The following is a 23,060-nucleotide window of genomic DNA, read 5'->3' on the forward strand; positions in this document are numbered from 1 at the left end:
GGGTTTTATGACAAAAACCCCTGTTAATCTAACTGAAACAGCTCGGCTGATTCTAAGAGAAAGATACCTTTTAAAAAAAGAGGGAGAAGTAGTAGAGACTCCCGAAGAGCTTTTTCAAAGAGTAGCCAAAGCCGTGGCAGAAGGAGAGCTTAATTTTGGTGGTAACTCTCAAGTAGATTTTTATCAGGAAAAATTTTATCAGCTTATGGCTAATTTAGATTTTTTACCTAACTCTCCCACCCTTATGAATGCAGGAACTCCTTTGGGGCAGCTTTCTGCCTGTTTTGTCCTTCCTGTTGAAGATTCTTTAGAATCTATTTTTGAAACCCTAAAACACGCTGCTCTTATCCATAAATCTGGTGGAGGAACAGGTTTTTCTTTTTCAAAAATCAGGCCTAAAGGAGATATAGTAGCAACCACTCAAGGGATAGCCAGTGGACCTATTTCTTTTATTAAAGTGTTTGATGCCGCTACTGAGGCTATCAAGCAGGGGGGGAAAAGAAGAGGCGCTAACATGGGAATTCTCAGGGTAGACCACCCTGACATAGAAGAGTTTATAGAAATAAAGTGCAAAGACCCTGAAGCTTTAAAAAATTTTAATCTTTCGGTAGGGATAACTGATTCTTTTATGGAGGCTGTAAAAAAGGGAGACGTTTTTCCTCTGGTTAACCCAAGAAATAAGAAAGTTGAAAGGTATATAAAGGCCCGAGAACTTTTTGAAAAGATAGCCTATTGTGCCTGGGCATCTGGAGATCCTGGAGTTTTGTTTCTTGATACCATAAACCGGTATAACCCAACCCCACATTTAGGAGAAATCGAAGCTACTAACCCGTGTGGAGAACAACCTTTATTACCTTTTGAGTCTTGTAATTTAGGATCTATAAACTTGGCAAATTTTGTTAAAGATAAAAAAATCGATTGGGAAAGACTAAAAGAGGTTATATGGTTAGCAGTAAGGTTTTTAGACGACGTAATAGAGGTTAACAGGTTCCCTCTCCCGCAGATTGCTAAAATTACAAGGCTTACCAGGAAGATAGGATTAGGAGTGATGGGTTTTGCCGATATGCTTATCAAGTTAGAGGTTTCTTATGGAGAAAAAAGAGCAATAGAGGTAGCAGAAAAGGTTATGGGATTTATCGAAAAAGAGTCTGTAAAGGCCTCTCATCATTTAGCTAAAGAAAGGGGGTGTTTCCCTGCTTTTTACGGTAGCTTCTGGGATAGTCTTAATCTACCTATAAGGAATGCTACCACCACTACCATCGCTCCTACAGGTAGCATTTCTTTAATAGCTGGTGTGTCTTCAGGGATAGAACCTCTTTTTGGAATTTATTACGAAAGAAAGACTTTAGAGAATAAACTTTTAAAAGGATTTCACCCGTTGTTTTTAGAGTTTTTGTATAAAGAAGGTTATAAAGACGATGAGGTAGAAGAGATTTTATTTCAGGTAAAAAAAGTAGGCACCTTAAAACATGTAAAAATTTCAGAAAAAATTAAAAAACTTTTTGTAACTACTTATGAAATATCTCCTGAAAATCATCTTTTGGTTCAAGCCGTTTTCCAAAGGCATACCCATAATGCCGTTTCTAAAACCATAAATTTATCTCCAGAGACTACCGTTGAAGAAATAAAGGCTATTTATTTAAAGGCTTATGAGTTAGGTCTTAAAGGAGTTACCGTTTATCGTTATGGCTGTAAAAAGGAACAGGTGATATATTTAGGGGAAGACCAGGTTGAAGGATTAGGGTGTTCGGTATGTGACCTATCTTTAAGATAGATTAAGAAAGGGGGTTTTATGAAGGAGGTAAAGATAGGGCTTTTAGGTTTTGGAACGGTAGGGACAGGGGTTTATGAGTTGTTGGAAAAAAATCGCGAGGTTATCAAAGAAAGAATAGGATTAGTACCTGTGATTAAACGGATTTTAGTAAGGGACCCAAAGAAGATAAGAAGTATTTCGGTTAGCCCAGAGATTTTTACCACCTCTTTTGAAGACATATTAGAGGATCCAGAGATATCTATCGTGTGTGAGTTGATGGGAGGAATTACACCGGCTAAAGAGTATGTGCTAAAGGCTTTACAAAAGGGAAAAGAGGTAGTGACAGCAAACAAGGCTATACTTGCTGAATACGGAGACGAAATTTGGGGAGAGGCTTTAAAGAGACAAAGGTTTCTAGGTTTTGAGGCCTCGGTAGGTGGAGGTATTCCCATCATAAAAACTCTTAGAGAAGCACTTATAGGGAATCAGATAAGATCGATAGTGGGAATAGTAAACGGAACGACCAATTATATCCTTACTAAAATGTTGGAAGAAAAGACAGATTTTAAAGAAGCTTTAAGAGAGGCTCAAAAAAAAGGTTACGCAGAGGCTGATCCCACTTTAGACATAAACGGTATGGATGCAGCCCACAAGATAGCTATTTTAGCTTCTCTTGCTTTTGGTAGTTTTATTAAAGCATCTCAGGTTTATGTAGAAGGAATAGAAAACATAGACCTTATAGACTTAAATTTTGCCAAAAATTTTGGTTATGTTATCAAACTTTTAGCTTTTGCTATCAAACATAAAAATCACATAGAAGTAAGGGTTCATCCTACCCTTATTCCTGAAAATCACGTATTAGCCTCTATTCGTTTAAATTACAACGCTTTTTATGTTACAGGAGATTTTGTAGGAGACGTTCTACTTTATGGATTGGGGGCAGGTAAAGAACCTACTGCTAGTGCCGTAGTAAGTGATCTTATCACAGCCATAGAGTTTTCTTTTTTTAAAAAGAAGCCTTTTATAAAGTATCCCTTGACCTTTGATAAAAAAAGATATAAAATAAAGCCTATGGAAGACGTAGAGTTTAAGTATTATTTTCGTTTTTCTGCGGTAGATAAACCAGGGGTATTATCTAAAATTTCTGGTGTTTTAGGTAAGTATAACATAAGTATTTCTTCGGTTGTTCAAATTGGAAGACAAAAGAAAAAACAGGCGGTTCCTATAGTGATGCTTACTCACGAAGCTAAAGAAAGAAACGTATTAAAGGCTTTACAAGAAATAGACAGCTTAGAGGTAGTTAGCGCTCCTACCAAAAAATATCGGATCATGGACCTCACTTAAACAAGGACTGAGTATGAAAGTGAAAGTAGATATGGGTCAATATCAAATTTTAAAAGATAAACCAGTGGTTTTAACCACAGGTTTTCTTGGAAGTGGTTTGGCTATAGGAGTGGTGGATAAAACCAAAACACAAGGTGGTTTATGTTGTTTTGTGTTGCCTTATAAGGATTTAGATTTAGAAATAGAAGAAGGGGTCACAATTTTTTCTGGAGAATCTCTTATTCCTTTATTTTTAGAAGAAATAGAACGTTCTGGGATAAGCTGGGGTAACGCTAAAATTGTGGTTGCTGGAGGTGGTGTATACCAGAACAACCCCGATTTTTTAAACCTTACAGAGGTAAACCTAAAAATAGTAAAGATGATGTTTAAAAGATATATGATACCAGAAGATCAGGTAATATTTAGGGTAGGGCTTAACAGTGGTGTAAAAGTTGAGGTAGATTTAGAAGAAAAGGTTGTCAAAATAAAAATTGACGGAAAAGAAGAAAAACTATGATAGAACAAGTTTTGGAAAAAATTTTTGATAAGGTTGATAAAATTCCAACTTTTCCTAAAGTAGCTATGCAGGCCTTAGAGATTTTACGAAAAGAAGATGTAGACTTAAGAGAGGTAGAGAGAGTTATCAAAAGTGATCCTGGTATCGTAGCCAATTTTTTGAGGATAGTTAACTCTCCTGCTTTTGGACTACCCCAAAAAGTAGACTCCTTGTTTAAAGCCTTGATGCTGCTTGGGGTTAACCAGATTAAGTTTATTATTGTCGCTTCTGTAGCTAAAAACTATTTTGAGAAAAATCTAATAGGTTATGGATTAAGTTCTGAAGATATTTGGTTGCATTCTTTAGGTTGTGGCTTTATTGCTGAGGAAATAGCTTTAGACGCAGGCTTTTCAATAAATAAAATAGACGCAGTTTATGTAGCTTCAGTATTACATGATATAGGAAAAATTGTATTAGATCTTTATACTAAGTTGGAGTTAAATAAGTTTATTGAAACCTTTGAAGAAAATCCAAAACAAGATTTTATTCAAGTAGAGTGGTTAGTACTTGGGGTAGACCATGGTTTGGTTGGAGCTACTCTTTTAAAAAGATGGGGATTCCCTGAAAACATCTGTTTTGCCATAAGAGCGCATCATGACCCTGACCTTATGTTGCAAAGTGATGTGGCAGCTATAGTTGCTCTTTCAAACATGTTAATCAATATGTTAGGGATAGGCGGGGGAGTAGATGTTTTTAAATATAAAGTTCCTTCTCAACTTTTAGGCTTTCTTGATATAAAACAGGACAGATTATTAAAATACATGAAAATAGGTTTATACAAGAGTTTAGTTTTTAAAAAAGAATTTTAGGATTTAGATAAAAAACCCCTTGACAAAAAAAATAAAAGTTGAATACTTTATACAAATCAAAAATTAAAGGAAGGAGGTAAGAGAGATGAGGAAGGTAGTATCTTTCATGTTAAGTTTAGCTTTAGTTGGTGTGATTGGATTAGCAGGATGTCAGCAGAAGAAGGAAGAGGCACCAAAGCCTGAAGCACCTAAGACAGAGGCTCCAGCTCAGCCTGCAGCTCAGCCAGCTCAGCCAGCAGCTCAGCCAGCTGAAAAACCAGCTGAGAAGCCAGCTGAGAAACCAGCTGAGAAACCTGCTGAAAAGAAGTAAAATGAATAGTATTTTTTTGTATAGGTAATTAAAGGGAGGGTTAACTAAAAACCCTCCCTTTTTTGTTGGGTTAAAAAATTAAAAAAGGAGGTAAGAGAGATGAGGAAGGTAGTATCTTTCATGTTAAGTTTGGCTTTAGCTGGTGTGATTGGATTAGCAGGATGTCAGCAGAAGAAGGAAGAGGCACCAAAGCCTGAAGCACCTAAGACAGAGGCTCCAGCTCAGCCTGCAGCTCAGCCAGCTCAGCCCGCTGGTCAGCCAGCTCAGCCCGCTCAGCCCGCTGAGAAACCAGCCGAGAAACCTGCTGAAAAACCTGCTGAAAAGAAGTAATTTTATAGGAGGGATGAGGTATGTTTAAAAAAGTATTAGGTTTGATGGCTGCTTTAGCCCTTTTAGCCTCTCCTGTTTTTGCAGCTGAACAGGCTGCTAAACAGGATGGTGCTAAGGCTAATGCTACCGCTACCGAAAAAAAGGTAGAAAAGAAGGCTAAAAAGAAAGAAGCTAAGAAAGACGAAAAGGCTAATAAACCCGCTGGTGCTAAGAAAAAAGTAGAAGGGTGTTAATTTAAAAATTTAAAAATTTACCCCCGGAAAACTATCTTCCGGGGGATTAATTTTGTTATCTACTTTTTATTCGATGTTTTTTTCTAAATAAATGTTCATGTAGTATTAGGATATCTCGATGTGTATCAAACTTTTGTTTTATTTCTATAGGGTTTATTTGATAATAGTTTGACATAAAATGGACGTTAGATAATATTATCAAGTCATGATCAGTAAAAACTATTTTACGGGTGGGATGTTTTTTATGGTATCCCCAAGCCTTTCCATAAGGGGGACCATAAGCAGGCTGATAGATTACAACCCATTTTTCAAACTCCTTTTCTGGTTTAAGACCTAAATAAATAAAAATTTCATACCAACTATAGCCTCGATTACGTAGCTCTATGATAAACTCTGGGCTTACTTTCTTTTTTTGGCTTAAATATAAAACTAAGGGAAGTTCTTCTTCCTTAATGAGAGAACTTTTTTTTAGAATAACAATTTTTTCCTTAGGGACTTGAAAATAGTTACTTATTGCTAAATAAAAATGGGTTATCTTGTCCTCGGAAAAAGAGACACCCAGCTTAAGGTTTTCTGCCTTTAATCCTAAAGGGCTTAATAAAAGAAGTATTAAAAATCCTAAGACAAAAAATTTCAACTTTTTATTCATAAGCTTCTACCTCCTGCAGTTATTTTTTAAATCTTCTAAAACAAAAAATATGCCTAAAATACTTAAAAGAATCTAAAGATAAGTGGTTTGATTTTTAATAAAAATTCATAAGAAAATAAAAGGTAATTAAATTTTGATTTTGTAAAAAGTAAAAAATTTGTAAAAATTGCAAGTTTTAGAGGTAAAACTTTCAAAAAGAAAAAAGAGATTGTTGTTTGAGGCAAGGTTCTTCTGGTTCAAAATTAGAAAAGACCTTTACCACTCCATATTCTCCATCATACCCTGGTTTAACAAATACCTCACCTTTTCGTACCTTGAGGATGGCTTCTGCTAATTTTTCAGGTAAAAGAGAAACTAATTCATCTTTTGACAATTTTAAAAGGAGGTTGAATTCACTTCCCGCAAGCAAGGTATATTGTTCGTAAAGTTTGCCTAAAGTTTTAGAAGTAGGAGAAAGATTAAAAACTTCACTTAGTATCTCAATTAAAGGTACCAGATGTACTGAAAGAGGTTTGTTAGGAGGGATATAGCCCTCTTCTCTGTCAGCCAGGTCTTCTATCCGATGGAGAACCCCTATCGTAATTTTTTCGCCACATTTAGGACATTTGAGGCCTAAAGCTCTTGCTTCTTTTGGAGAAAGGCTGACTTTACAATTTCTGTGGCCGTCAAAGTGGTATTTTCCTTCTTCAGGATAAAATTCTATGGTAAATGCTATCTTTCCTGTTTTTATCGAAAAATAGATGTTTTCATAAGTGAGAGGGTAAAAAAAGGCGGTAGCTTCTCTTCCTAATTTAGCAGGAGAATGGGCATCAGAGCAAGAAATAAGAGTAATTGAGTCGAGCTTAGAAATTCGCCAGTTCATTTCTGGGTCTGAAGAAAGTCCAGTTTCTATTGCATAAATATAAGGGGTAGCTTCTTCAAAGGCTTCTTCAAGGCTATCAAAACCTGAAAAAGCCCCAAATACAGAATACCATGGGGTCCAAGCATGAGCAGGGATAACCATTATTTCCTTTGAGATTGTCATCAGGTCTAACACCAGTTTTTTACAAGAAATTCCGAAGGTAGGTCTTCCATCTACCGTTAGAGATCCAAGTTTAGAAAGATAAAGATTTATTTCTTCAGCTACCTCAAAATTAGGAGCTATAAGGATAAGATGAACCCTTCGGTTGGTTTTCTCTCCTTGAGAGAAAATCAAGGAAACCTCAGAAGTAAGGATAAATTTAGGGCCTTCAGGTAGGTTTTTAAAAATTAAAAGGCCTGAAGATGGGTCAAACTCAAGCCAATTTTTAAGTTCTTTAAACCAAGCAGGATGAGTAAAATCCCCTGTACCTATCAACGAAAGCCCTTTTTTATGGCCTATTTGAGCTATTTGGGGGATTTCCATTTTTTGACTACAAGCTTTGCTATATTTGGAATGGATGTGAAGATCAGCCAAAAAGGAGTTTTCTAAAAGTTCTTTTGAAGGGAAGGTTTGATTTTTTTTTGACATTTTTTCAAATTTTTTATTTTTCAATTCTATCAAACTTAAAAATTTTGTCAATTCTATAGAGTAAGAAGGTTCTTTCCCTTGACAAAACCTGAAAATATATTTTATTTTTAAATAAGACAGAGTAAAAATTTAAATGAAGAGGGAGGTCAGAATAAATGGCTTTTCAGGAAATTGCTAATTTAGAAGAAAAAATAGATGCACTTATTGCTTTGGTAATCCAACTTAGGAATGAAAAAGAGGAGCTTATAAATAAACTAAAAACCAAAGAGGAGGAAAATGCAAGACTTATAGAGGAAATAGAAAGGAGGGAGGAGGAAAGAAAGGTTTTAAAAGAAAAAATTGGTAGTTTGATAGAGAAACTCTCCCAAATATAGATTTTAAAGATAGATGTAAAAGCCTATGTTAAATTCAAAAGAAGTAGTTTTTGAGTTTTTAGGACAAAGATTTATCTTCCGAGCTACTATCTCGGAAGAAGAAATAACAGAGGTGCTTGGTTATTTAGAGGAAAAAAAGAAAGAGGTAGAGAAGATTAAAAAAGTTCCTACTTTTAAGCTGGCGGTTTGGCTACTTTTACAGGTAGCACATGATTATGTAAAGCTTAAAAGAGAAAAAGAAGAGTTAGAAGAATACCTTAGGGGACAAATTTTAAAACTGGGAGAGTTTTTAGAACAAGAAAAACCATCCCTGGGGTGTTCGTGAAGAGAGTAGAGCCCTGCCAAGCTAACATTAAAAGAGTGTTGGGGTTTGGTGGATCTGGGGTCTTTTGCTCGTTAAGAGCATCCAAGACTAGCCAGACCCCACCCCTAAAGTTTTTAGAATAAGAGCTTGGAGCAGGGAGCTCCCACGGCACCCTGGGGTTTCCTTAAATCTTTTTAAATTTTTCTTTTCTCCTTCCTCCTTAAAAATCATATATAAGGGAGGAGTCTTATGGGTCTTGTTTTAGGCTTGATTTTAGGTAGTTTATTGGGAATAGCCATATTATGGGTCTATTTATACTTCCAGAAGAAAAAGAACCTTTTGGTTCAAAAAACTGCTGAAGAAATCATCAAAGAGGCAGAAAAAAAAGCTAAAGAAGTTTTAGAGAAGGCAGAAAGAGAGGCTAATTTTAGGCTTCAACAGGCGGAACTCAAAGTTAAAGAACAGATTTTGTCTCATAAACAAAAATTAGAAGAAGAGTTTAATAAAAGACTTCAAGAAGTAATCTTAAAAGAAGAAAGAATTACCAGTAAAGAAGAATACCTTTCTAAAAAAGAAAGCGATCTTTTTAAGAGAGAAGAACAGTTATTAAAAAGAGAAGAAGGTTTAGAAAAAAAACTAAGAGAGATAGAAGAATTTAAAAAATCTTTAGAAGAACAAAAACATGAAATAGAAAGATTATATCATCAGGCAAGGGAAGAACTTGAAAAAATAGCCGGACTTTCTGAAAAAGAGGCTAAAGAAATACTTCTTAAAAGAGTTGAGGAAGAATTGATAGAAGAAAAGGCAAAACTAATAATGAAGATAGAAAATGAAATAAAAGAAGAGGTTAAAAGAAAAACCCAAGAACTTCTTTCTTATTCAGTGGCTAAAGCAGCCATACCTTTTGTAACCGAAAAAACTGTTTCTACGGTTCAACTTCCGAACGAAGAGATGAAAGGTAGAATTATAGGAAGAGAAGGAAGAAACATAAGAACCTTTGAAACCTTAACAGGAGTTGACCTTTTGATAGATGATACCCCTGAGGTGGTAGTTCTTTCTTGTGTAGACCCCCTTAGAAGAGAAATAGCTCGTATAGCCTTAGAAAGGCTTATAGCAGACGGAAGGATTCATCCTACAAGAATAGAAGAAGTGGTTAGACAGGTAGAAGAAGAAATGGAGCAACATCTAGTGGAGGTAGGAGAAAAGGCGTGTTTTGAATTGGGGATTTATGGTCTTCATCCAGAATTAGTAAAAATGCTTGGAAAGCTTAAATATAGGACAAGCTATAGTCAAAACGTGCTTCAACATTCTATAGAAACAGCTATTATTTGTGGAGCTTTAGCAGGAGAACTGGGTATAGATGTAAAAAAAGCTAAAAGAGCTGCTTTACTGCATGACATAGGTAAGGCGGCATCTTATGAGTTAGAAGGTCCTCATGCTTTAATAGGGGCTGAAATTGCGAGAAAATATGGAGAAGATGAGGAAATCGTAAATGCTATTGCTTCTCATCATGAAGATGTCCCTATAAATAGTCTTTTAGGGATCATTTTGCAGATAGCTGATGCTATTTCAGGGGCAAGGCCTGGTGCAAGAAGAGAGCTTCTTGAGGCTTATATTAAAAGAATAAAAGAGTTAGAATCTATTGCTTACTCTTTTGAAGGAGTAGAAAAAGCTTTTGCTATTCAGGCAGGAAGAGAAATTAGGGTTATAGTAGATGATAAAAAGATTACAGACGAACAAGCTTATGTATTAGCTCGAGAAATTGCACAAAAAATCGAAAAAGAAGTAACCTATCCAGGGATTATTAGAGTAACAGTGATAAGAGAAACCAGAGTAATAGAATACGCAAAATAAAAATTAACAGGATGAATTTATGGAAGAGGTTAAAGAAATAAAAATTTTGTTTTTAGGAGATATCGTAGGTAGTGCCGGAAGAAAAGCGGTTAAAGATCTTCTGCCAGAGTTGGTTAAAAAATATCAACCTGATTTTGTGGTAGCTAACGGAGAAAATGCTGCGGGTGGATATGGTCTTACCGAAAAAGTAGCTGAAGAACTTTTTTCTTATGGTATAGATGTTTTAACCTCAGGCAATCATGTTTGGAAAAAAGAATTTTACCCTTATCTTAATAAGTCTGAAAGAGTAATAAGACCTGCTAACTACGGGGAAGGAGCTCCAGGGAAGGGATGGACTGTATATACTAAAAAAGAATTAAAATTAGGAGTAATTAACCTTGAAGGACGCATATTTATGCGTCCTTTACTTAATCCATTTTTGGTAGGTAAAAAATTAGCTTTAGAATTAAAAAAAGAAACGCCGTTTATCTTGGTTGATTTTCATGCTGAAGCCACCTCAGAAAAAATAGCCTTGGGTTATTTTTTAGACGGAATAGTCTCTGTAGTCATTGGTACTCATACCCACGTTCAAACCTCAGATGCCAGGATTTTACCTCAGAATACTGGGTATATAACCGATGTAGGGATGTGTGGAGCAGTAGAAAGTATCATAGGTATGAAAATAGACCAAGCATTAGAAATGTATTTAACCATGGTTCCAAGAAAGTTAGAGGTAGAAAAAACCGGGAAACTTAAACTTGAAGGGGCTTTCGTAAGATTAAATCAAAAAGGAGAAACCATTTTTATCGAAACTTTTAGAGTTATTTCCTAGGTTGATTCTTTTTCCACCATTTTTGAAAAAGGCTACGTTTTAAAGGAGACAACCTGTCTATAAAAAGTATCCCCTCTAGATGGTCATATTCGTGTTGAAAGGCTATGGCATGTAACCCTTCAAGTTCTCTTTCAAATGGATTACCATCTAAATCTAACGCCCTAACATAAAGCTTGGCATGTCTTTCTATCTTGGCATAATATCCAGGGATACTAAGACATCCTTCTTCATAGGTAGTGTATCCCTCAGCGTGTAAAATTTCAGGGTTTATATAAATTTCTAACTTTGGGGTTCCTTCTTTTTGTGAAACATCTAATAAAAACAGCCTTTTTAATACCCCTACTTGATTAGCTGCTAATCCAAGACCTTTAGCTTTATACATAGTTTCTGCCATTTGTTCTACGAGGCGTTTGATCTCTCCGTCTATATTTTCTATAGGTAAGGCTTTTTCTCTTAAGGCTGGATGACCTAAAATCACTATTTCCATCTTTGACTCCTGAATAGCTTTTTATAAATATTATTTTAAAATTGATTTAAGAAATTTCAACGTATTTTATGATCCTGAGAGTTGTCAAAAGTACTATTAAAAGGCATAATATAATTTAAAAAAGAAGAAACAAGGGGGTAAAGAAATGAAATCTATATTTTTGATATCAAATAGACCCTTTACTGGTAGAAATGTCTTAGCTTTAGGCCTTGTTTTAAATTTGAAAGAAAAAGGAAGTAAAGTAGGTTATATGAAGTTGATAGGTAAACTTCCTATAAAAATAGGAAATAAGGTCTTTGATGAAGAGGCGGTTTTTATTCATAAGGTCTTAGAACTTGAGGATCCTGTAGAATGGTCCTGCCCGTTTGTGTTTACCTATGATCTTCAGTACAAACTGTTTGAAGGAGAAGACATATCTGTAGACCAGCAGATAAGAGAGGTTATAAAAAAACAGGCTGAACTTAAGGATTACCTTTTTGTGGTTGGAGGAGACAACATTTTTGAAGGCTACAGCCTTGGGATAGATAGCTTTCATTTAATAAAAGAATTAAAGGGTAAGGGGTTAATAGTTCAGCTTTGGGATGGAGAGACCTCGGTGGATGATATTTTAGGTATCAAAGAGCTTTTAGGAGAAAACTTTGCCGGTGCGGTGATAAACAAGGTCCCTGTTGAGGAATATCCTTATGTAAAGGAGAAGGTGGTTCCATACTTAGAGGGTAAGGGTGTAGAGGTTTTAGGGGTTTTCAAGAAGGACAAGTTGCTTGAGGCAGTAACGGTTAGGACGCTACTTGAGGTGGTTAACGGGGGTATTGTGTGTTGTGAGGACAAGCTTGACGAGTTTGTAGAGAACATTACGATAGGTGCGATGGACCCTGAGAATGCGATGAGGTATTTTTTAAGGATACCTAACAAGGTAGTGATAACAGGGATAAACAGGACAGACATTCAGATTTTAGCTTTAGAGACTTCTACCAAGTGTTTACTTTTGACAGGGGGTTTGTATCCAAGCGAGATGGTGGTAAACATAGCTAAGACAAAGGGAGTGCCAATTGTGGTGACCTCTCTTGATACCTTCTCGGCAGTTGAAAAAATACAGGCCTTAGTAGGAAAAGCCATTTTAAAGGAAAAGGGTAAGGCACTGAGGGCTAAAGAGATGGTAGCTAAAGAGTTTAATTTAGAAAGATTTTTAAACTTAGTAAGAGGTTAAAACATATGGATGAGAAGTTGATTTTAGCCAAATGGGTAGTGCCCTCGGCTTATGAACCTCCTATAAAAGAAGGTGGGGTTTTTATAAAGAAAGGAGTTATTTTAGATATAGGTACTAAAGAGCAACTTATTAATAAATACCCAAACGTAGAAAGAGAGGTATTTGAAAACGGTATTCTGATGCCGGGATTGGTTAACGCACACACTCATATTCCTATGAGTATTTTAAGAGGTTTAGCAGAGGATCTTTCTTTGATGACCTGGTTAACCCAATATATTTTTCCTGTAGAGGCTAAATTAAAAAAAGAATGGGTTTATTGGGGAAGTTTGCTTTCTCTTATAGAGATGATAAAGTCGGGGATTACTCTTTTTTGTGATATGTATCTTTTTGAAGAAGAAGTTATAAAAGCCACAGAAGAATCTGGGATAAAAGGGTTACTTGGAGAAGGTCTTTTTGATTTTCCTTCTCCAAGTTACGGCCCTTTAGTTAAAGGGTTGGAATTAACAGAAAGTTTGTTAAGAAATTTTCAAAACCATCCTTTAATAAAAATAGCGGTATGTCCTCACACTTTATATACTTGTTCTCCGGATACGATAAAGTCTTGTCTCAAAATTTCTGAGAGATATGGAGCTAAACTTCACATTCATCTTTCCGAAAATCAAGAAGAGATAAAACTGATAAGGGAGCGTTATGGTAAAAATCCTATAGAGCTTCTTGCTGAAATAGGGGGGGTTAATGAAAATCTTATAGCTGTCCATGGGGTTAAGATAACTCCTAAAGAAATAGAACTTATGTCTAAAGCTAAGTCCAGTTTTATCCATTGTCCAGAGAGTAATTTAAAGTTAGGCTCAGGGGTTGCACCTATCCCTGAGATAATAAAGGCAGGTATAAACCTGGCTTTAGGTACTGATGGGCCTGCTAGTAATAACGACCTTGATATGTTTTCTGAAATGAGGACCGCCTGTTTAATCCAAAAAGGGATCAAAGAGGACCCGACGGTTATTACCGCTAAAGAAGTTTTTTATGCTGCTACCGAAGGAGGAAGTAAGGCCTTAGGTTTTTTAGATACAGGTAAACTTTCCCTAGGTTATAAAGCAGATTTAGCTGTGATAGACCTCAACAATCATTCTTTACAACCAGACTACAATCCTCTCGCTCTTATAGTCTATACAGCAAAAGCAGGTTGTGTGTCTCACCTAATGGTTAATGGAAAATGGATTATGAAAAATTATCAAGTCTTGACTGTAGATGAAGAAAAGATAAGAGAAAAGATAGAAAAAATAAAAAAAGAGGTTTTGAAGATAATTTCTTAGAAGACATAACTGAGGTATTTTTTCTCATTGAGGTTTTTTTCATCACTTATTTTTTCATAAAAAGCTAGTTTTTTTTGAAATTTTGATTATAAGAAGCCAGGCATAAATCTTGTTATATAAAATGTAAAGCATACTCTTATAAGTTTAGATTAGTGAAATTTTTAACAAAGCTATTTTAAATTTTGTTATGTTTGTAATATAAAACTTAATAAATCATTTTATAAGGAGGAGGGGCTTATGATAGAGATTGAAAAGATAAAAGTGAGAGATGTAATGACTACTCCGGTAGTTACTATTGATGGTAACGCTACGGTGAAAGAAGCCGCAGAGTTGATGATGAAAACTGGTTACAGAGGGTTGGTAGTTGATAAGGTAGACGAAGAAGATGCTTATGGGATTATCACAGTTAAAGACATAGTTTATAAAGTTATAGCTAAGGGACTCCCTTTGGAAAAAGTTAGGGTTCTAGAAGTTATGACCAAACCGTGTATCACCGTTCCTGATTACTATGATATAAAATATGCGGCTAAACTTATGGCGATGGCAAACGTGGTAAGGCTTCCGGTTATTTCAGGAGAAAAATTAGTAGGTATGATAACCTTAAGAGATATCATAAAACCCCACGTATAATAGCAAAAGATTTTTAATTTAGCAAAAGATTTTTAATATTTATTTTATTTTATTTTAAAATAAAATTTTCAAAAAGGAGGTAGACATGGCGGAGTTGACATCTTTGTTAAAAGAGGGGAGGATTTTCTATCCCCCTCAAGAAGGTAAAGACCAGGCTTACATTTCTTCTCGTTATAAATATAAACAGATTTACCAGTATTCTTTAGACGACCCTGATGAGTTTTGGGCTGAAAGGGCTAAAGAGTTGATTACTTGGTTTAAGTACTGGGATAGGACTTGTTATTGGGATTTTTACAAGCCAGAAATCAAGTTTTTTGAAGGTGGTAAGCTAAATGCTTGTTTTAATTGTGTAGACAGACATTTAGACAATCCAGCTATAAAAAATAAGGCTGCTATCATTTGGCAAGGAGAACCTGACAGAGACACTAAGGTTTATACCTATCATATGCTGCACAGTGAGATATGTAAGTTTGCTAAGATTTTAAAGAATTTAGGTGTAGAAAAAGGTGATAGGGTAACCATTTATCTTCCTACTATGCCAGAGGCTGTGGCAGCGATGTTGGCTTGTGCAAGAATAGGGGCTATCCATAGTGTAGTGTTTGGAGGTTTTTCTTCAGAGGCCCTTAAAGTTCGTATTCTTGATGCGCAGGCTAAGGTGGTGATCACTTGTGATGGCACTTATAGGGGTGGAAGACGAATAACTCTTTTAGATAGGGCAGAAGAGGCTATAAGAGATTGTGATTGCGTAGAACATTGTATTGTGTTAAACCGTTTTGGTGATCCTATAGAACTAAAAGATAACCGTTGTATCTTATACGACGACTTAAAAAAAGATTTAAGTGTAGCTGAGTATTGTGAATACGAAGTAATGGATGCCGAAGATCCTCTTTTTATTTTATATACCTCAGGAACTACAGGAAAACCTAAAGGAGTTTACCATACCACAGGGGGATATTTGGTATATGCAGCACATACTACTCAGTGGGTATTTGACCTTAAACCAGACGATATCTACTGGTGTACTGCTGATATAGGTTGGATTACCGGGCATTCTTATGTAGTTTATGGTCCTTTAGCTTTAGGCGCTACGGTTTTTATGTACGAGGGGGTTCCAACTTATCCAAATCCAGGAAGATGGTGGGAGTTGGTAGACCGTTATGGTATAACTATCCTCTATACAGCTCCTACAGCGATAAGGGTGTTGATGAGAGAGGGCGATCAGTGGCCTAAGAAATACAATCTTTCGAGCTTAAGAATTTTAGGAACGGTGGGAGAACCTATAAACCCAGAGGCTTGGGTTTGGTTTTATGTTAATGTAGGACGCAAACGTTGTCCGGTAGTAGATACTTGGTGGCAAACCGAGACCGGTGGACATATGATAGCACCCATACCCTTTGCAGTACCTCAGAAACCTGGTTCAGCTACTTATCCTTTACCTGGAGTAGAGCCTGTTATCTTAAGAGCTGATGGGACAGAGGCAGACATCAACGAGGGAGGTCATCTTTGTATCAAAAGAGCCTGGCCTGGCATGGCAAGAGGAGTTTGGGGAGATGAAAAAAGGTTTAAAGAGGTCTATTTTAGCAGGTTCCCAGGATATTACTACACCGGAGATGGTGCCAGAAAAGACGAAGACGGCTATTTCTGGATTATGGGAAGACTTGATGATGTCATCAACGTTTCTGGACACAGACTTGGTACGATGGAGTTAGAGTCTGCTTTTGTGGAACACCCTGCGGTAGCAGAGGCTGCAGTGGTTGGATTCCCTCATGACATTAAAGGAGAAGGTATTTTTGCTTACATAGTACTTAAAGAAGGTTTTGACCCTACTTCAGAACTCAAAAAAGAGTTAGTCTCTCATATCAGAAAAGTAATAGGTCCTATCGCAACTCCTGATTTCATACTTTTTGCTCCTGGATTACCTAAAACTAGAAGCGGAAAAATCATGAGGAGGATCTTAAGAAAGATAGCTGCACAGCAGTTTGAAGACTTGGGAGATACCAGTACATTGGCAGAACCTGAGGTGGTAGAAAAACTGGTAGATTTGAGGAAAAATTTAAAATAACCAGTTGATTTATTTTTGTTTTTGATTAAAAATAGACCTATAGGGGTAAACCCTATAGGTCTATTTTTATTTTTAAAGGGGGTAATCGATGAAAAATTTTGAGTTTTATCTTCCTACAAAAGTTTTTTTTGGTAAAAAAGTTTTGAGACAATTTCCTAAAGAAGTTTCTGGTATGGGGAAAAAGGCCCTTTGGGTTTTTGGAAGAGGATCCATAATGAGAAACGGTGTTTATGACCAAGTTAAAGAAGTATTAGAAAAAGCTAAGATAGAATATATAGAATTTGGAGGAGTAAAGGCTAACCCTCTTTTATCTAAAGTTTTAGAGGGTATCAAAGTAGCTAAAGAAGAAAAGGTTGATTTTATTTTAGCTACCGGAGGTGGGAGTGTAATAGACACTGCTAAGGCTATTGCCTGTGGAGTTTTTGCAGAGGAAAAAATATGGGATTTTTATGAAAGAAAGGATTTTCCTATACAGGCTCTCCCTATAATAGCAGTGCCTACTATCGCTGGTACTGGTTCAGAACTAAACAACATAAGTGTTATAGTAAACGACGAAACAAAGGTTAAACTTTCTATGAACTCTCCCTGGATTTTTCCTAAACTTACTTTTTTAGACCCTACCTTTACTTTTACTGTACCTCCTGATTATACCGCTTATGGAGCTTTTGATGCCTTTTCTCATGTTTTTGAGGTTTTTATAAGTAGAGAATATAAAAAAGACTGTCTTACAGAAGACCTTATGGTAGCTTTGATGAAAAACCTTATGAAATGGTCTAAGGCTGCTATATATGACCCTACTAATTATGAAGCTAGGGCTAATCTTATGTGGGCTTCTTCCTTAGCTTTATGCGGATTACCTAAAGCAGGTATGGGAAAATATAGGTTCTTTATCCATGCTTTAGAACATACCTTAAGCGGAGTATATGACCTTCCTCATGGACTGGGTTTAGCGGTTATAACTTATGCGTGGATGAAGGTTTATAAAAAAAACAAACTTCTTCATAAATTTTTTGAAAAGGTTCTCAACATAAAAATAGAAGATAAAATCTCTGTAGAGATGGGGATCGAAGTCTTTGAAAACTGGTTAAGGGACCTGAGACTTCTTTATACTTTAAAAGATTTAAAACTTCCTCAAGAAGATTTAGAGTACTTGATAGACAAGGCTTATCATATCCTAACCATATGGCAAGTAGCCGATGAGTATTCTAAAGAAGATGTAAGTAAAGTATTTTATACAGCTTATTTTGGAGAGTCTAAACCATGAAAATAGGTATCTTTGAAATCGAAAGAGACTGGGAAAAGCAAGTTTATTTAGAAACTTTAAGACAAAACTTAGGAGAATCATTAGGCAATTTAGAGCTTGTTTTCACTTCAGAACCTTTGGATAGTTTTACGGTTAATGCCTACTCAGATCTAAATGTGGCTGTGATTTACATTAATTCTTTGGTTACCGAAAAAGTGTTAGATCAACTTCCTAACTTAAAACTTATCATCACAAGAACTACAGGCACAGACCATATAGATATCTTAGCCTGTCAAAAAAGAGGAGTAGCAGTAGCTAATTCTCCTTACTTTGCTTTTACCACCGTAGCAGAACATACTATTGGTCTTATTTTTACTTTGGCAAAAAGAATTGCTACGGCCATCTCAAAGGTTAAAAACTTAAATTTTTCAAGAGAAGGACTTTTAGGGTTTGACTTATTTGGTAAAACCATAGGGATTATAGGCACAGGTAACATAGGTAAAGAAGTTGCAAGGATAGCTTACGGAATAGGTATGAAAATTTTAGCCCATGACATAAAGCCTGACCTTCAGTTAAAAGAAAAATTTGAGGTAAGTTATGTCTCTTTAGAGGAGTTGTTAAAACATTCTGATGTAATAGTAGTTATGGTTCCATATTATTCTAAGACTCATCATATGATAAACCTTGAGAATATAAAGTTAGTAAAAGATGAAGCTATGTTAATTAATACCGCCCGTGGGCCTATAGTAGATACAGAAGCGTTAATATGGGCTTTACAAAATCGAAAACTACAAGGAGGAATTGCTCTTGATGTATTTGAAGGAGAAAGGGTATTACTTGAAATGGAAAAAATTTTAGAGAATAGATTTTCACCTCAAGATTATGAAAAAGCTTTAAAAACCCTTCATCTTTTGAGTTATCCTAATGTTATTTTTACCCCTCATACCGCACATTATACCAAAGATGCTCTACAAAGAAACATAAATTGGGTAGCAGAAACCATAACTCAATTTGTGAAAAATAAATGCCTTTTAACCACTTATTCTTTTTATTTTTGAACTTTCCACTCAGAAATCAAAAAATCGTCTATCTGAAAAAATTTCTGGATTTTTAGTTTTAATACCTTGGTAAGTGACTTAAACCCTTCTCCACCTACAAAGGTAGGTACGTTTTCTCCACCTACTATCACTGGGAGGTGAATAATCTTTATTTCATCTACATATCTATTTTTTACAAATTCCCAGTTTATAGAAGAGCCTCCTTCTACCATTAGTTTTTTGATCCCTCTTTGATAAAGCTCTGGTAAAAGCAAACCAAAGTCTACCAACTCTTCTCCAGCAATTATAACCTCAGCTCCAAGCTCTTTAAGTTTTTCGATTTTTTCTTTAGGAGCTCTTTGGGTAGTAGCAATGATGGTAGGAGCATCTTTAGAAAAAATGTTAGCATTATAAGGTACGTTAGCCGTAGAACAAGGAATGATTCGCACCGGGTTTTTACCTTCTACATACCTGACAGTTAAACTTGGATCATCTGTTCTTACTGTTTCGCAACCTACCATGATCCCGTCTACCTCAGCCCTTATGCTATGTAAATAGCAGTAAACTTCTTTGGTCATCAAACTCATTAGTTCTTTGCTTGAAGCTCCTCTATATAACGTAAGCTTTCCGTCTATTGTAACCTCAGATACTATTATCACATAAGGTCTATTCATCTTTTATCCCTCTAAAGTTTTGATATAGATATACTAGCCTTGTAATAAAAGAAAATAAAGTAAAAACAGTAATAAACTTTATGCCAAACTCAAGTCCGATTTCATAAGGGGTAAATTTTTCTAAAAAGGTAAAGATTAAGATGCTTAGATGAGTTTCAGGACGACCAAAAAAACCAACATTTTCCAAAGGGTCTTGAATTTTACCTTTTATTTTTACCTGATATCCTACTTCAGCATATACCACAGGTTTAAGAAAGGAGTGAAGCATAGAAGATACTATAGCTAATATCATCCAAAAGGCATCTGTGTAGACATAGGCAATAGTCCCTAAAACTATGCCATCTACCCATTTGTCTGCTATCCAATCAAAAACTGCTCCAAATTTAGTGGTATTGCCGGAGATTCTTGCTATTTCTCCATCCATAAGGTCTAAAAGACCTGATAAAAGTAACAAAAAGGCAGCTGTCAATAAATATTCATAATAAAAACAAACACCAGCTATAGTCCCTGATACTAAAGAAAGGGAAGTAACAAAATTAGGCGAAAGATTACCTTTGTAAAGTAAAAGACTTAAAGGAAAATAAAATCTTTTAAAATAAGCCCGTTTTGAAGTAAGGTTCATGATTATTATTTTATTAGTATTTGTTTAAAAGTCAATAAAATAACGGCATTTGGAGGCTAAAAAATAGATTGTTCCACCGAGGATAAACTCTTTCTTGAAAAGTTTTACTTTTTCAAAAATTAACATTTTATGTAAAAATCATGGGGTATTTAAAAAAATGAATAGATGATTTAAAATGTCAGGGTTATTCATGACAGAAAACAAATTTTAAAACAACAGATAAACAATATTGACAAAACCTGTTTTTAAGATATCTTTTAAGGTGAAAAATTCAGGAAGGAGGGATTTTCGTGTTTGCCGTGATCAAGACTGGTGGGAAGCAATATGTAGTAAAACCTGGTGATAAAATCAAAGTAGAAAAAGTCGAAGCTAATGTAGGAGATACTATAGAAATTAAAGAGGTACTTTTGGTTAGTAAAGAAGGAGAAATAAAACTGGGAAATCCTTTAGTTGAAGGAGTGAAAGTAATTGCTTCTGTGGTAGAACATTCTAAAGGACCAAAAGTAATAGTCTTTAAGAAAAAACCCAAAAAAGGTTATAAAAGAAAAAGAGGACATAGACAGCTGATAACTACATTAGAAATTAAGGAAATTTTGTAATAGGGGGAAGGATAAATGGCTCATAAGAAGGCAGGAGGATCTTCAAGAAACGGAAGAGATTCTAACTCTAAACGTTTAGGGGTTAAAAGGTATGGTGGTCAGTTTGTAAAAGCAGGTGAAATTATCGTTAGGCAAAGAGGTACTAAGGTTCATCCTGGTTTTAACGTGGGTGTTGGCAAAGACTATACTATTTTTGCAAAGATAAGTGGATTTGTTAAGTTTGAAACCAAAAACGGAAGAAAAGTAGTCAGCGTTTACCCCAGTTTATAGCCAAAAATTTTAAGGGTCAGTGCTATTTTTAGTACTGACCTTTCATTTTTACCTGCTTGTTTCTTGTCAATTTTAAAAATTCGTTTAAAATTTCTTTGTGGTTTATTTAATTTTTATCTCTATAATAAGTTATATTTTAGGGTCTATTCCTTTTGCCTTAGTGGTCTGTTTGCCCTTTGGAGTAGACCCAAGAAAAGAAGGCAGTAAAAATCCTGGGGCTACTAACGTTGCCAGACTTTTAGGTAAAAAATGGGGTTTTATAACCTTTTTAGGAGATGCCTCTAAGGGTGTTTTAGCTCTTTTAATAGCCTCTTTTTTAAGCTCAAAAACACCGTATTCTCAGGAATTAATCCTTTCTTTAGCTGGGTTTTTTGCTGTATTAGGCCATCTTTTTTCTGTTTTCTTGGGTTTTAAAGGTGGAAAAGGGGTGGCTACTACCATAGGTGTTTTTTTATTTCTTGCACCTAAAGCGATTTTAGTAAGTTTATTAACCTTTTTAGCTGGTGTAGCTTTGACAGGTTTTGTTTCTGTAGGATCCTTACTCGCAACTTTTTTCTTACCTATAAACCTTTTTATTTTTAACTATTCTACCGAATATATAATATGTGCAACCTTTTTAGGTATTTTAATCTGGTATAAGCATAAAGAGAACATAAAAAGGCTTTTAAGAGGAGAAGAAAAATCTTGGAAAAAAGAAAAACATGGATAAAGATAAGGTAAAAAAAGAAGGAGTTAATCTGGAAGGGTTTGATTTTAGAGTATCTGACGATGAATTGATGTTTTTTTGGGCCGAACCACCTACTGAAGAGAATTCAAAGAAGTTTAAAGAAGCTTGGCCTCAGTTGAAATCAAAACTTATAGAAGAGGGTATCTTTGGGGTGCTTGAAGAGCCAGAGGTTTTAGATAATAGATTGGTTGTGGCAAAAGGAGTACCTATCACACCTTTTGTACCAGAAAAAATAGAACTTTTGGAAAAATTTGCTAAGTGTGTCTCTTTTCAAGATGAGCCTGTGGATTTACAGGATAAAGAAGAGAGAAAAGATATACGAGAGATTCATAGAAAAATAGTGTGTGCCGAAGAAAACGAAGTAATTGGGAAATGGTATCCTCCTATTCCTGGTTTAGATGGGGTTAATGTGTTTGGAGAAACCCTTCAAGCTCCTCAACCTTCCTCTCAATCTCAGATCCAGTTAGGAGAAAATTTATTCATAGATGAAGAAAAATTTATTAAAGCTAAACAGGCAGGGGTTTTGGTTTGTCAGCAAAATATAATCGATATTTTTCCTGAATATGAAATAAAGGGAGATGTGGATTTTTCTGTAGGAAATATAGATTTTATAGGTAAAAAGTTGATTATCAAAGGAGATGTAAAGTTTGGTTTTAAGGTGAAAGCCAAAGGAGACTTAGAAATTTATGGGGGGACAGAAAACAAGGTTTTAATAGAGGTAGAAGGAAATTTGTTGTGTGATGGTATCATAAGAGGAGAACAAACTAAGGTTAAAGTTAAAGGTAAGGCAGAGATTAAAGGGGTTGAGCATGCTAAATTAGAAGTTTTGGGAGATTTAGTAGTAAAAAATTACCTTATTTTTTCGGAAACCTTTGTGTCTGGAAAGATAGAAGCTAATGCAGGTAAAGGGATCATCTATGGAGGGGTAGTTAAAGCTTGTGATGTGATAGAAGCTAAAATTTTAGGAAATGAAACCCATACTTCTACCAAAATTTTAGCGGGATACCAACCTGAGTTGATAGATGACTATCTGCGAAAGATTCAACAATCTATACTTTTAGAAGAGACGCTAAACAAACTTAAAGTGGGCATTGAGTTAGGAGAAAGGCTTAAAAAAGAAAAAAACTTAACCCCAGAAAAACAAAAGATTCTTGAAAAGATTCAAAAACAATATGAACTTTATTCTAAAGAGTTAGAAGAGCTTTTACAACAACTAAAAATTATTAAAAAAGAACTTTCTTTGTATCAGTCTAAGTTTATTAAAGCTCAAGAAAAAGTTTATCCTGGAGTTATGGTAGGGATTGCTGATGTGTTTTATACAGTTGTTGAGGAGATACCTGGACCGATAATTTTTAGTTTAGAAAATGGTAAGATCAATATCCAGAAAAGTTAAA

At 35.4% G+C, this 23,060-nt stretch carries 26 protein-coding genes; 21 read left to right on the top strand and 5 right to left on the bottom strand.

Annotation, left to right across the window (positions count from 1 at the left end; translation table 11 throughout):
- The first annotated feature begins 7 nt into the window (after positions 1–7).
- From HL41_RS01425 to HL41_RS01455, 7 genes are all read left to right on the top strand, one after another.
- On the top strand, positions 8–1,774 hold the full coding sequence (locus tag HL41_RS01425; protein WP_051754419.1) for an adenosylcobalamin-dependent ribonucleoside-diphosphate reductase: 1,767 nt from the start codon (positions 8–10) through the stop codon (positions 1,772–1,774).
- Positions 1,775–1,792: 18 nt separating this feature from the next.
- Positions 1,793–3,097: a homoserine dehydrogenase gene (locus HL41_RS01430; RefSeq protein ID WP_038063509.1), complete on the top strand. Its 1,305-nt coding sequence runs from the start codon at positions 1,793–1,795 to the stop codon at positions 3,095–3,097.
- 13 nt (positions 3,098–3,110) lie between these two features.
- Entirely contained in the window at positions 3,111–3,593 is a 483-nt protein-coding gene (locus HL41_RS01435; RefSeq protein ID WP_038063511.1) for a chemotaxis protein CheD, read from the top strand.
- On the top strand, positions 3,590–4,441 hold the full coding sequence (locus tag HL41_RS01440) for an HDOD domain-containing protein (RefSeq protein ID WP_038063514.1): 852 nt from the start codon (positions 3,590–3,592) through the stop codon (positions 4,439–4,441). Before HL41_RS01435 ends, HL41_RS01440 begins: the two co-directional genes overlap by 4 nt.
- A gap of 85 nt (positions 4,442–4,526) precedes the next feature.
- Entirely contained in the window at positions 4,527–4,751 is a 225-nt protein-coding gene (locus HL41_RS09590; protein ID WP_038063517.1) for a hypothetical protein, read from the top strand.
- Positions 4,752–4,850: 99 nt separating this feature from the next.
- Positions 4,851–5,081, top strand: coding sequence for a hypothetical protein (locus HL41_RS01450; RefSeq protein ID WP_038063520.1), 231 nt, complete (start codon positions 4,851–4,853; stop codon positions 5,079–5,081).
- Between the two features lie 20 nt (positions 5,082–5,101).
- A complete protein-coding gene (locus HL41_RS01455) occupies positions 5,102–5,314 on the top strand; it encodes a hypothetical protein (protein WP_038063523.1) in 213 nt (70 codons plus the stop codon).
- 55 nt (positions 5,315–5,369) lie between these two features.
- Here the strand turns inward: HL41_RS01455 and HL41_RS01460 are convergent, their stop codons facing one another.
- Both HL41_RS01460 and HL41_RS01465 read right to left on the bottom strand, forming a co-directional pair.
- Positions 5,370–5,963: a hypothetical protein gene (locus HL41_RS01460; RefSeq protein WP_038063525.1), complete on the bottom strand. Its 594-nt coding sequence runs from the start codon at positions 5,961–5,963 to the stop codon at positions 5,370–5,372.
- A gap of 190 nt (positions 5,964–6,153) precedes the next feature.
- The gene (locus tag HL41_RS01465; RefSeq protein ID WP_051754624.1) at positions 6,154–7,452 is read right to left on the bottom strand and encodes an endonuclease Q family protein; all 1,299 of its coding nucleotides are present in this window, start codon (positions 7,450–7,452) and stop codon (positions 6,154–6,156) included.
- Between the two features lie 155 nt (positions 7,453–7,607).
- On the opposite strand from HL41_RS01465, the gene zapB reads away from it, so the two are divergent.
- The 4 genes from zapB (at position 7,608) to HL41_RS01485 (ending at position 10,795) form a co-directional block, all read left to right on the top strand.
- The gene (gene zapB, locus HL41_RS01470) at positions 7,608–7,826 is read left to right on the top strand and encodes a cell division protein ZapB (RefSeq protein ID WP_038063527.1); all 219 of its coding nucleotides are present in this window, start codon (positions 7,608–7,610) and stop codon (positions 7,824–7,826) included.
- Between the two features lie 25 nt (positions 7,827–7,851).
- Entirely contained in the window at positions 7,852–8,151 is a 300-nt protein-coding gene (zapA, locus tag HL41_RS01475) for a cell division protein ZapA (protein WP_038063529.1), read from the top strand.
- A 228-nt stretch (positions 8,152–8,379) separates the two neighbouring features.
- The gene (gene rny, locus HL41_RS01480; protein WP_038063532.1) at positions 8,380–9,984 is read left to right on the top strand and encodes a ribonuclease Y; all 1,605 of its coding nucleotides are present in this window, start codon (positions 8,380–8,382) and stop codon (positions 9,982–9,984) included.
- Between the two features lie 19 nt (positions 9,985–10,003).
- Positions 10,004–10,795, top strand: a complete 792-nt coding sequence (locus HL41_RS01485; RefSeq protein WP_051754420.1) for a TIGR00282 family metallophosphoesterase — start codon at positions 10,004–10,006, stop codon at positions 10,793–10,795.
- On the opposite strand, the gene def is transcribed toward HL41_RS01485, so the two are convergent.
- Positions 10,785–11,282: a peptide deformylase gene (def, locus tag HL41_RS01490; RefSeq protein ID WP_038063535.1), complete on the bottom strand. Its 498-nt coding sequence runs from the start codon at positions 11,280–11,282 to the stop codon at positions 10,785–10,787. The two genes, HL41_RS01485 and def, sit on opposite strands and share 11 nt — an antisense overlap.
- A gap of 145 nt (positions 11,283–11,427) precedes the next feature.
- On the opposite strand from def, the gene HL41_RS01495 reads away from it, so the two are divergent.
- The 6 genes from HL41_RS01495 (at position 11,428) to HL41_RS01520 (ending at position 18,795) form a co-directional block, all read left to right on the top strand.
- Positions 11,428–12,489, top strand: coding sequence for a DRTGG domain-containing protein (locus HL41_RS01495; protein ID WP_038549442.1), 1,062 nt, complete (start codon positions 11,428–11,430; stop codon positions 12,487–12,489).
- 5 nt (positions 12,490–12,494) lie between these two features.
- Positions 12,495–13,802 carry an amidohydrolase gene (locus tag HL41_RS01500; protein ID WP_038060081.1) on the top strand — a complete coding sequence of 436 codons (1,308 nt, stop codon included), beginning with the start codon at positions 12,495–12,497 and terminating at the stop codon, positions 13,800–13,802.
- Between the two features lie 237 nt (positions 13,803–14,039).
- Positions 14,040–14,432 carry a CBS domain-containing protein gene (locus HL41_RS01505; RefSeq protein ID WP_051754421.1) on the top strand — a complete coding sequence of 131 codons (393 nt, stop codon included), beginning with the start codon at positions 14,040–14,042 and terminating at the stop codon, positions 14,430–14,432.
- 85 nt (positions 14,433–14,517) lie between these two features.
- Complete coding sequence (gene acs / locus HL41_RS01510) at positions 14,518–16,494, top strand: acetate--CoA ligase (protein WP_038060079.1); 1,977 nt, start codon at positions 14,518–14,520, stop codon at positions 16,492–16,494.
- 88 nt (positions 16,495–16,582) lie between these two features.
- The gene (locus HL41_RS01515; RefSeq protein ID WP_051754422.1) at positions 16,583–17,758 is read left to right on the top strand and encodes an iron-containing alcohol dehydrogenase; all 1,176 of its coding nucleotides are present in this window, start codon (positions 16,583–16,585) and stop codon (positions 17,756–17,758) included.
- Positions 17,755–18,795 carry an NAD(P)-dependent oxidoreductase gene (locus tag HL41_RS01520; protein ID WP_038060077.1) on the top strand — a complete coding sequence of 347 codons (1,041 nt, stop codon included), beginning with the start codon at positions 17,755–17,757 and terminating at the stop codon, positions 18,793–18,795. The genes HL41_RS01515 and HL41_RS01520 overlap by 4 nt, the downstream gene beginning before the upstream one ends.
- On the opposite strand, the gene HL41_RS01525 is transcribed toward HL41_RS01520, so the two are convergent.
- Positions 18,786–19,448: a 2,5-diamino-6-(ribosylamino)-4(3H)-pyrimidinone 5'-phosphate reductase gene (locus HL41_RS01525; RefSeq protein WP_038060076.1), complete on the bottom strand. Its 663-nt coding sequence runs from the start codon at positions 19,446–19,448 to the stop codon at positions 18,786–18,788. The two genes, HL41_RS01520 and HL41_RS01525, sit on opposite strands and share 10 nt — an antisense overlap.
- Complete coding sequence (locus HL41_RS01530; RefSeq protein WP_038060075.1) at positions 19,441–20,070, bottom strand: CDP-alcohol phosphatidyltransferase family protein; 630 nt, start codon at positions 20,068–20,070, stop codon at positions 19,441–19,443. The genes HL41_RS01525 and HL41_RS01530 overlap by 8 nt, the downstream gene beginning before the upstream one ends.
- 290 nt (positions 20,071–20,360) lie before the next feature.
- Between HL41_RS01530 and rplU the strand changes: the two genes are divergently transcribed.
- From rplU to HL41_RS01550, 4 genes are all read left to right on the top strand, one after another.
- Complete coding sequence (rplU, locus tag HL41_RS01535) at positions 20,361–20,669, top strand: 50S ribosomal protein L21 (RefSeq protein WP_038060073.1); 309 nt, start codon at positions 20,361–20,363, stop codon at positions 20,667–20,669.
- Positions 20,670–20,684: 15 nt separating this feature from the next.
- Positions 20,685–20,939 (top strand): 50S ribosomal protein L27, encoded by a 255-nt coding sequence (gene rpmA / locus HL41_RS01540; protein ID WP_022855060.1) that lies wholly within the window; start codon positions 20,685–20,687, stop codon positions 20,937–20,939.
- Between the two features lie 97 nt (positions 20,940–21,036).
- Positions 21,037–21,648: a glycerol-3-phosphate 1-O-acyltransferase PlsY gene (plsY, locus tag HL41_RS01545; protein WP_038060071.1), complete on the top strand. Its 612-nt coding sequence runs from the start codon at positions 21,037–21,039 to the stop codon at positions 21,646–21,648.
- A complete protein-coding gene (locus HL41_RS01550) occupies positions 21,641–23,059 on the top strand; it encodes a FapA family protein (protein WP_038060070.1) in 1,419 nt (472 codons plus the stop codon). The genes plsY and HL41_RS01550 overlap by 8 nt, the downstream gene beginning before the upstream one ends.
- The last annotated feature ends 1 nt before the right edge of the window (position 23,060 follow it).

Origin of the sequence: Thermodesulfobacterium commune DSM 2178 (genome assembly GCF_000734015.1) — a bacterium.
In the GTDB taxonomy this organism is placed as follows: Bacteria; Desulfobacterota; Thermodesulfobacteria; order Thermodesulfobacteriales; family Thermodesulfobacteriaceae; genus Thermodesulfobacterium; species Thermodesulfobacterium commune.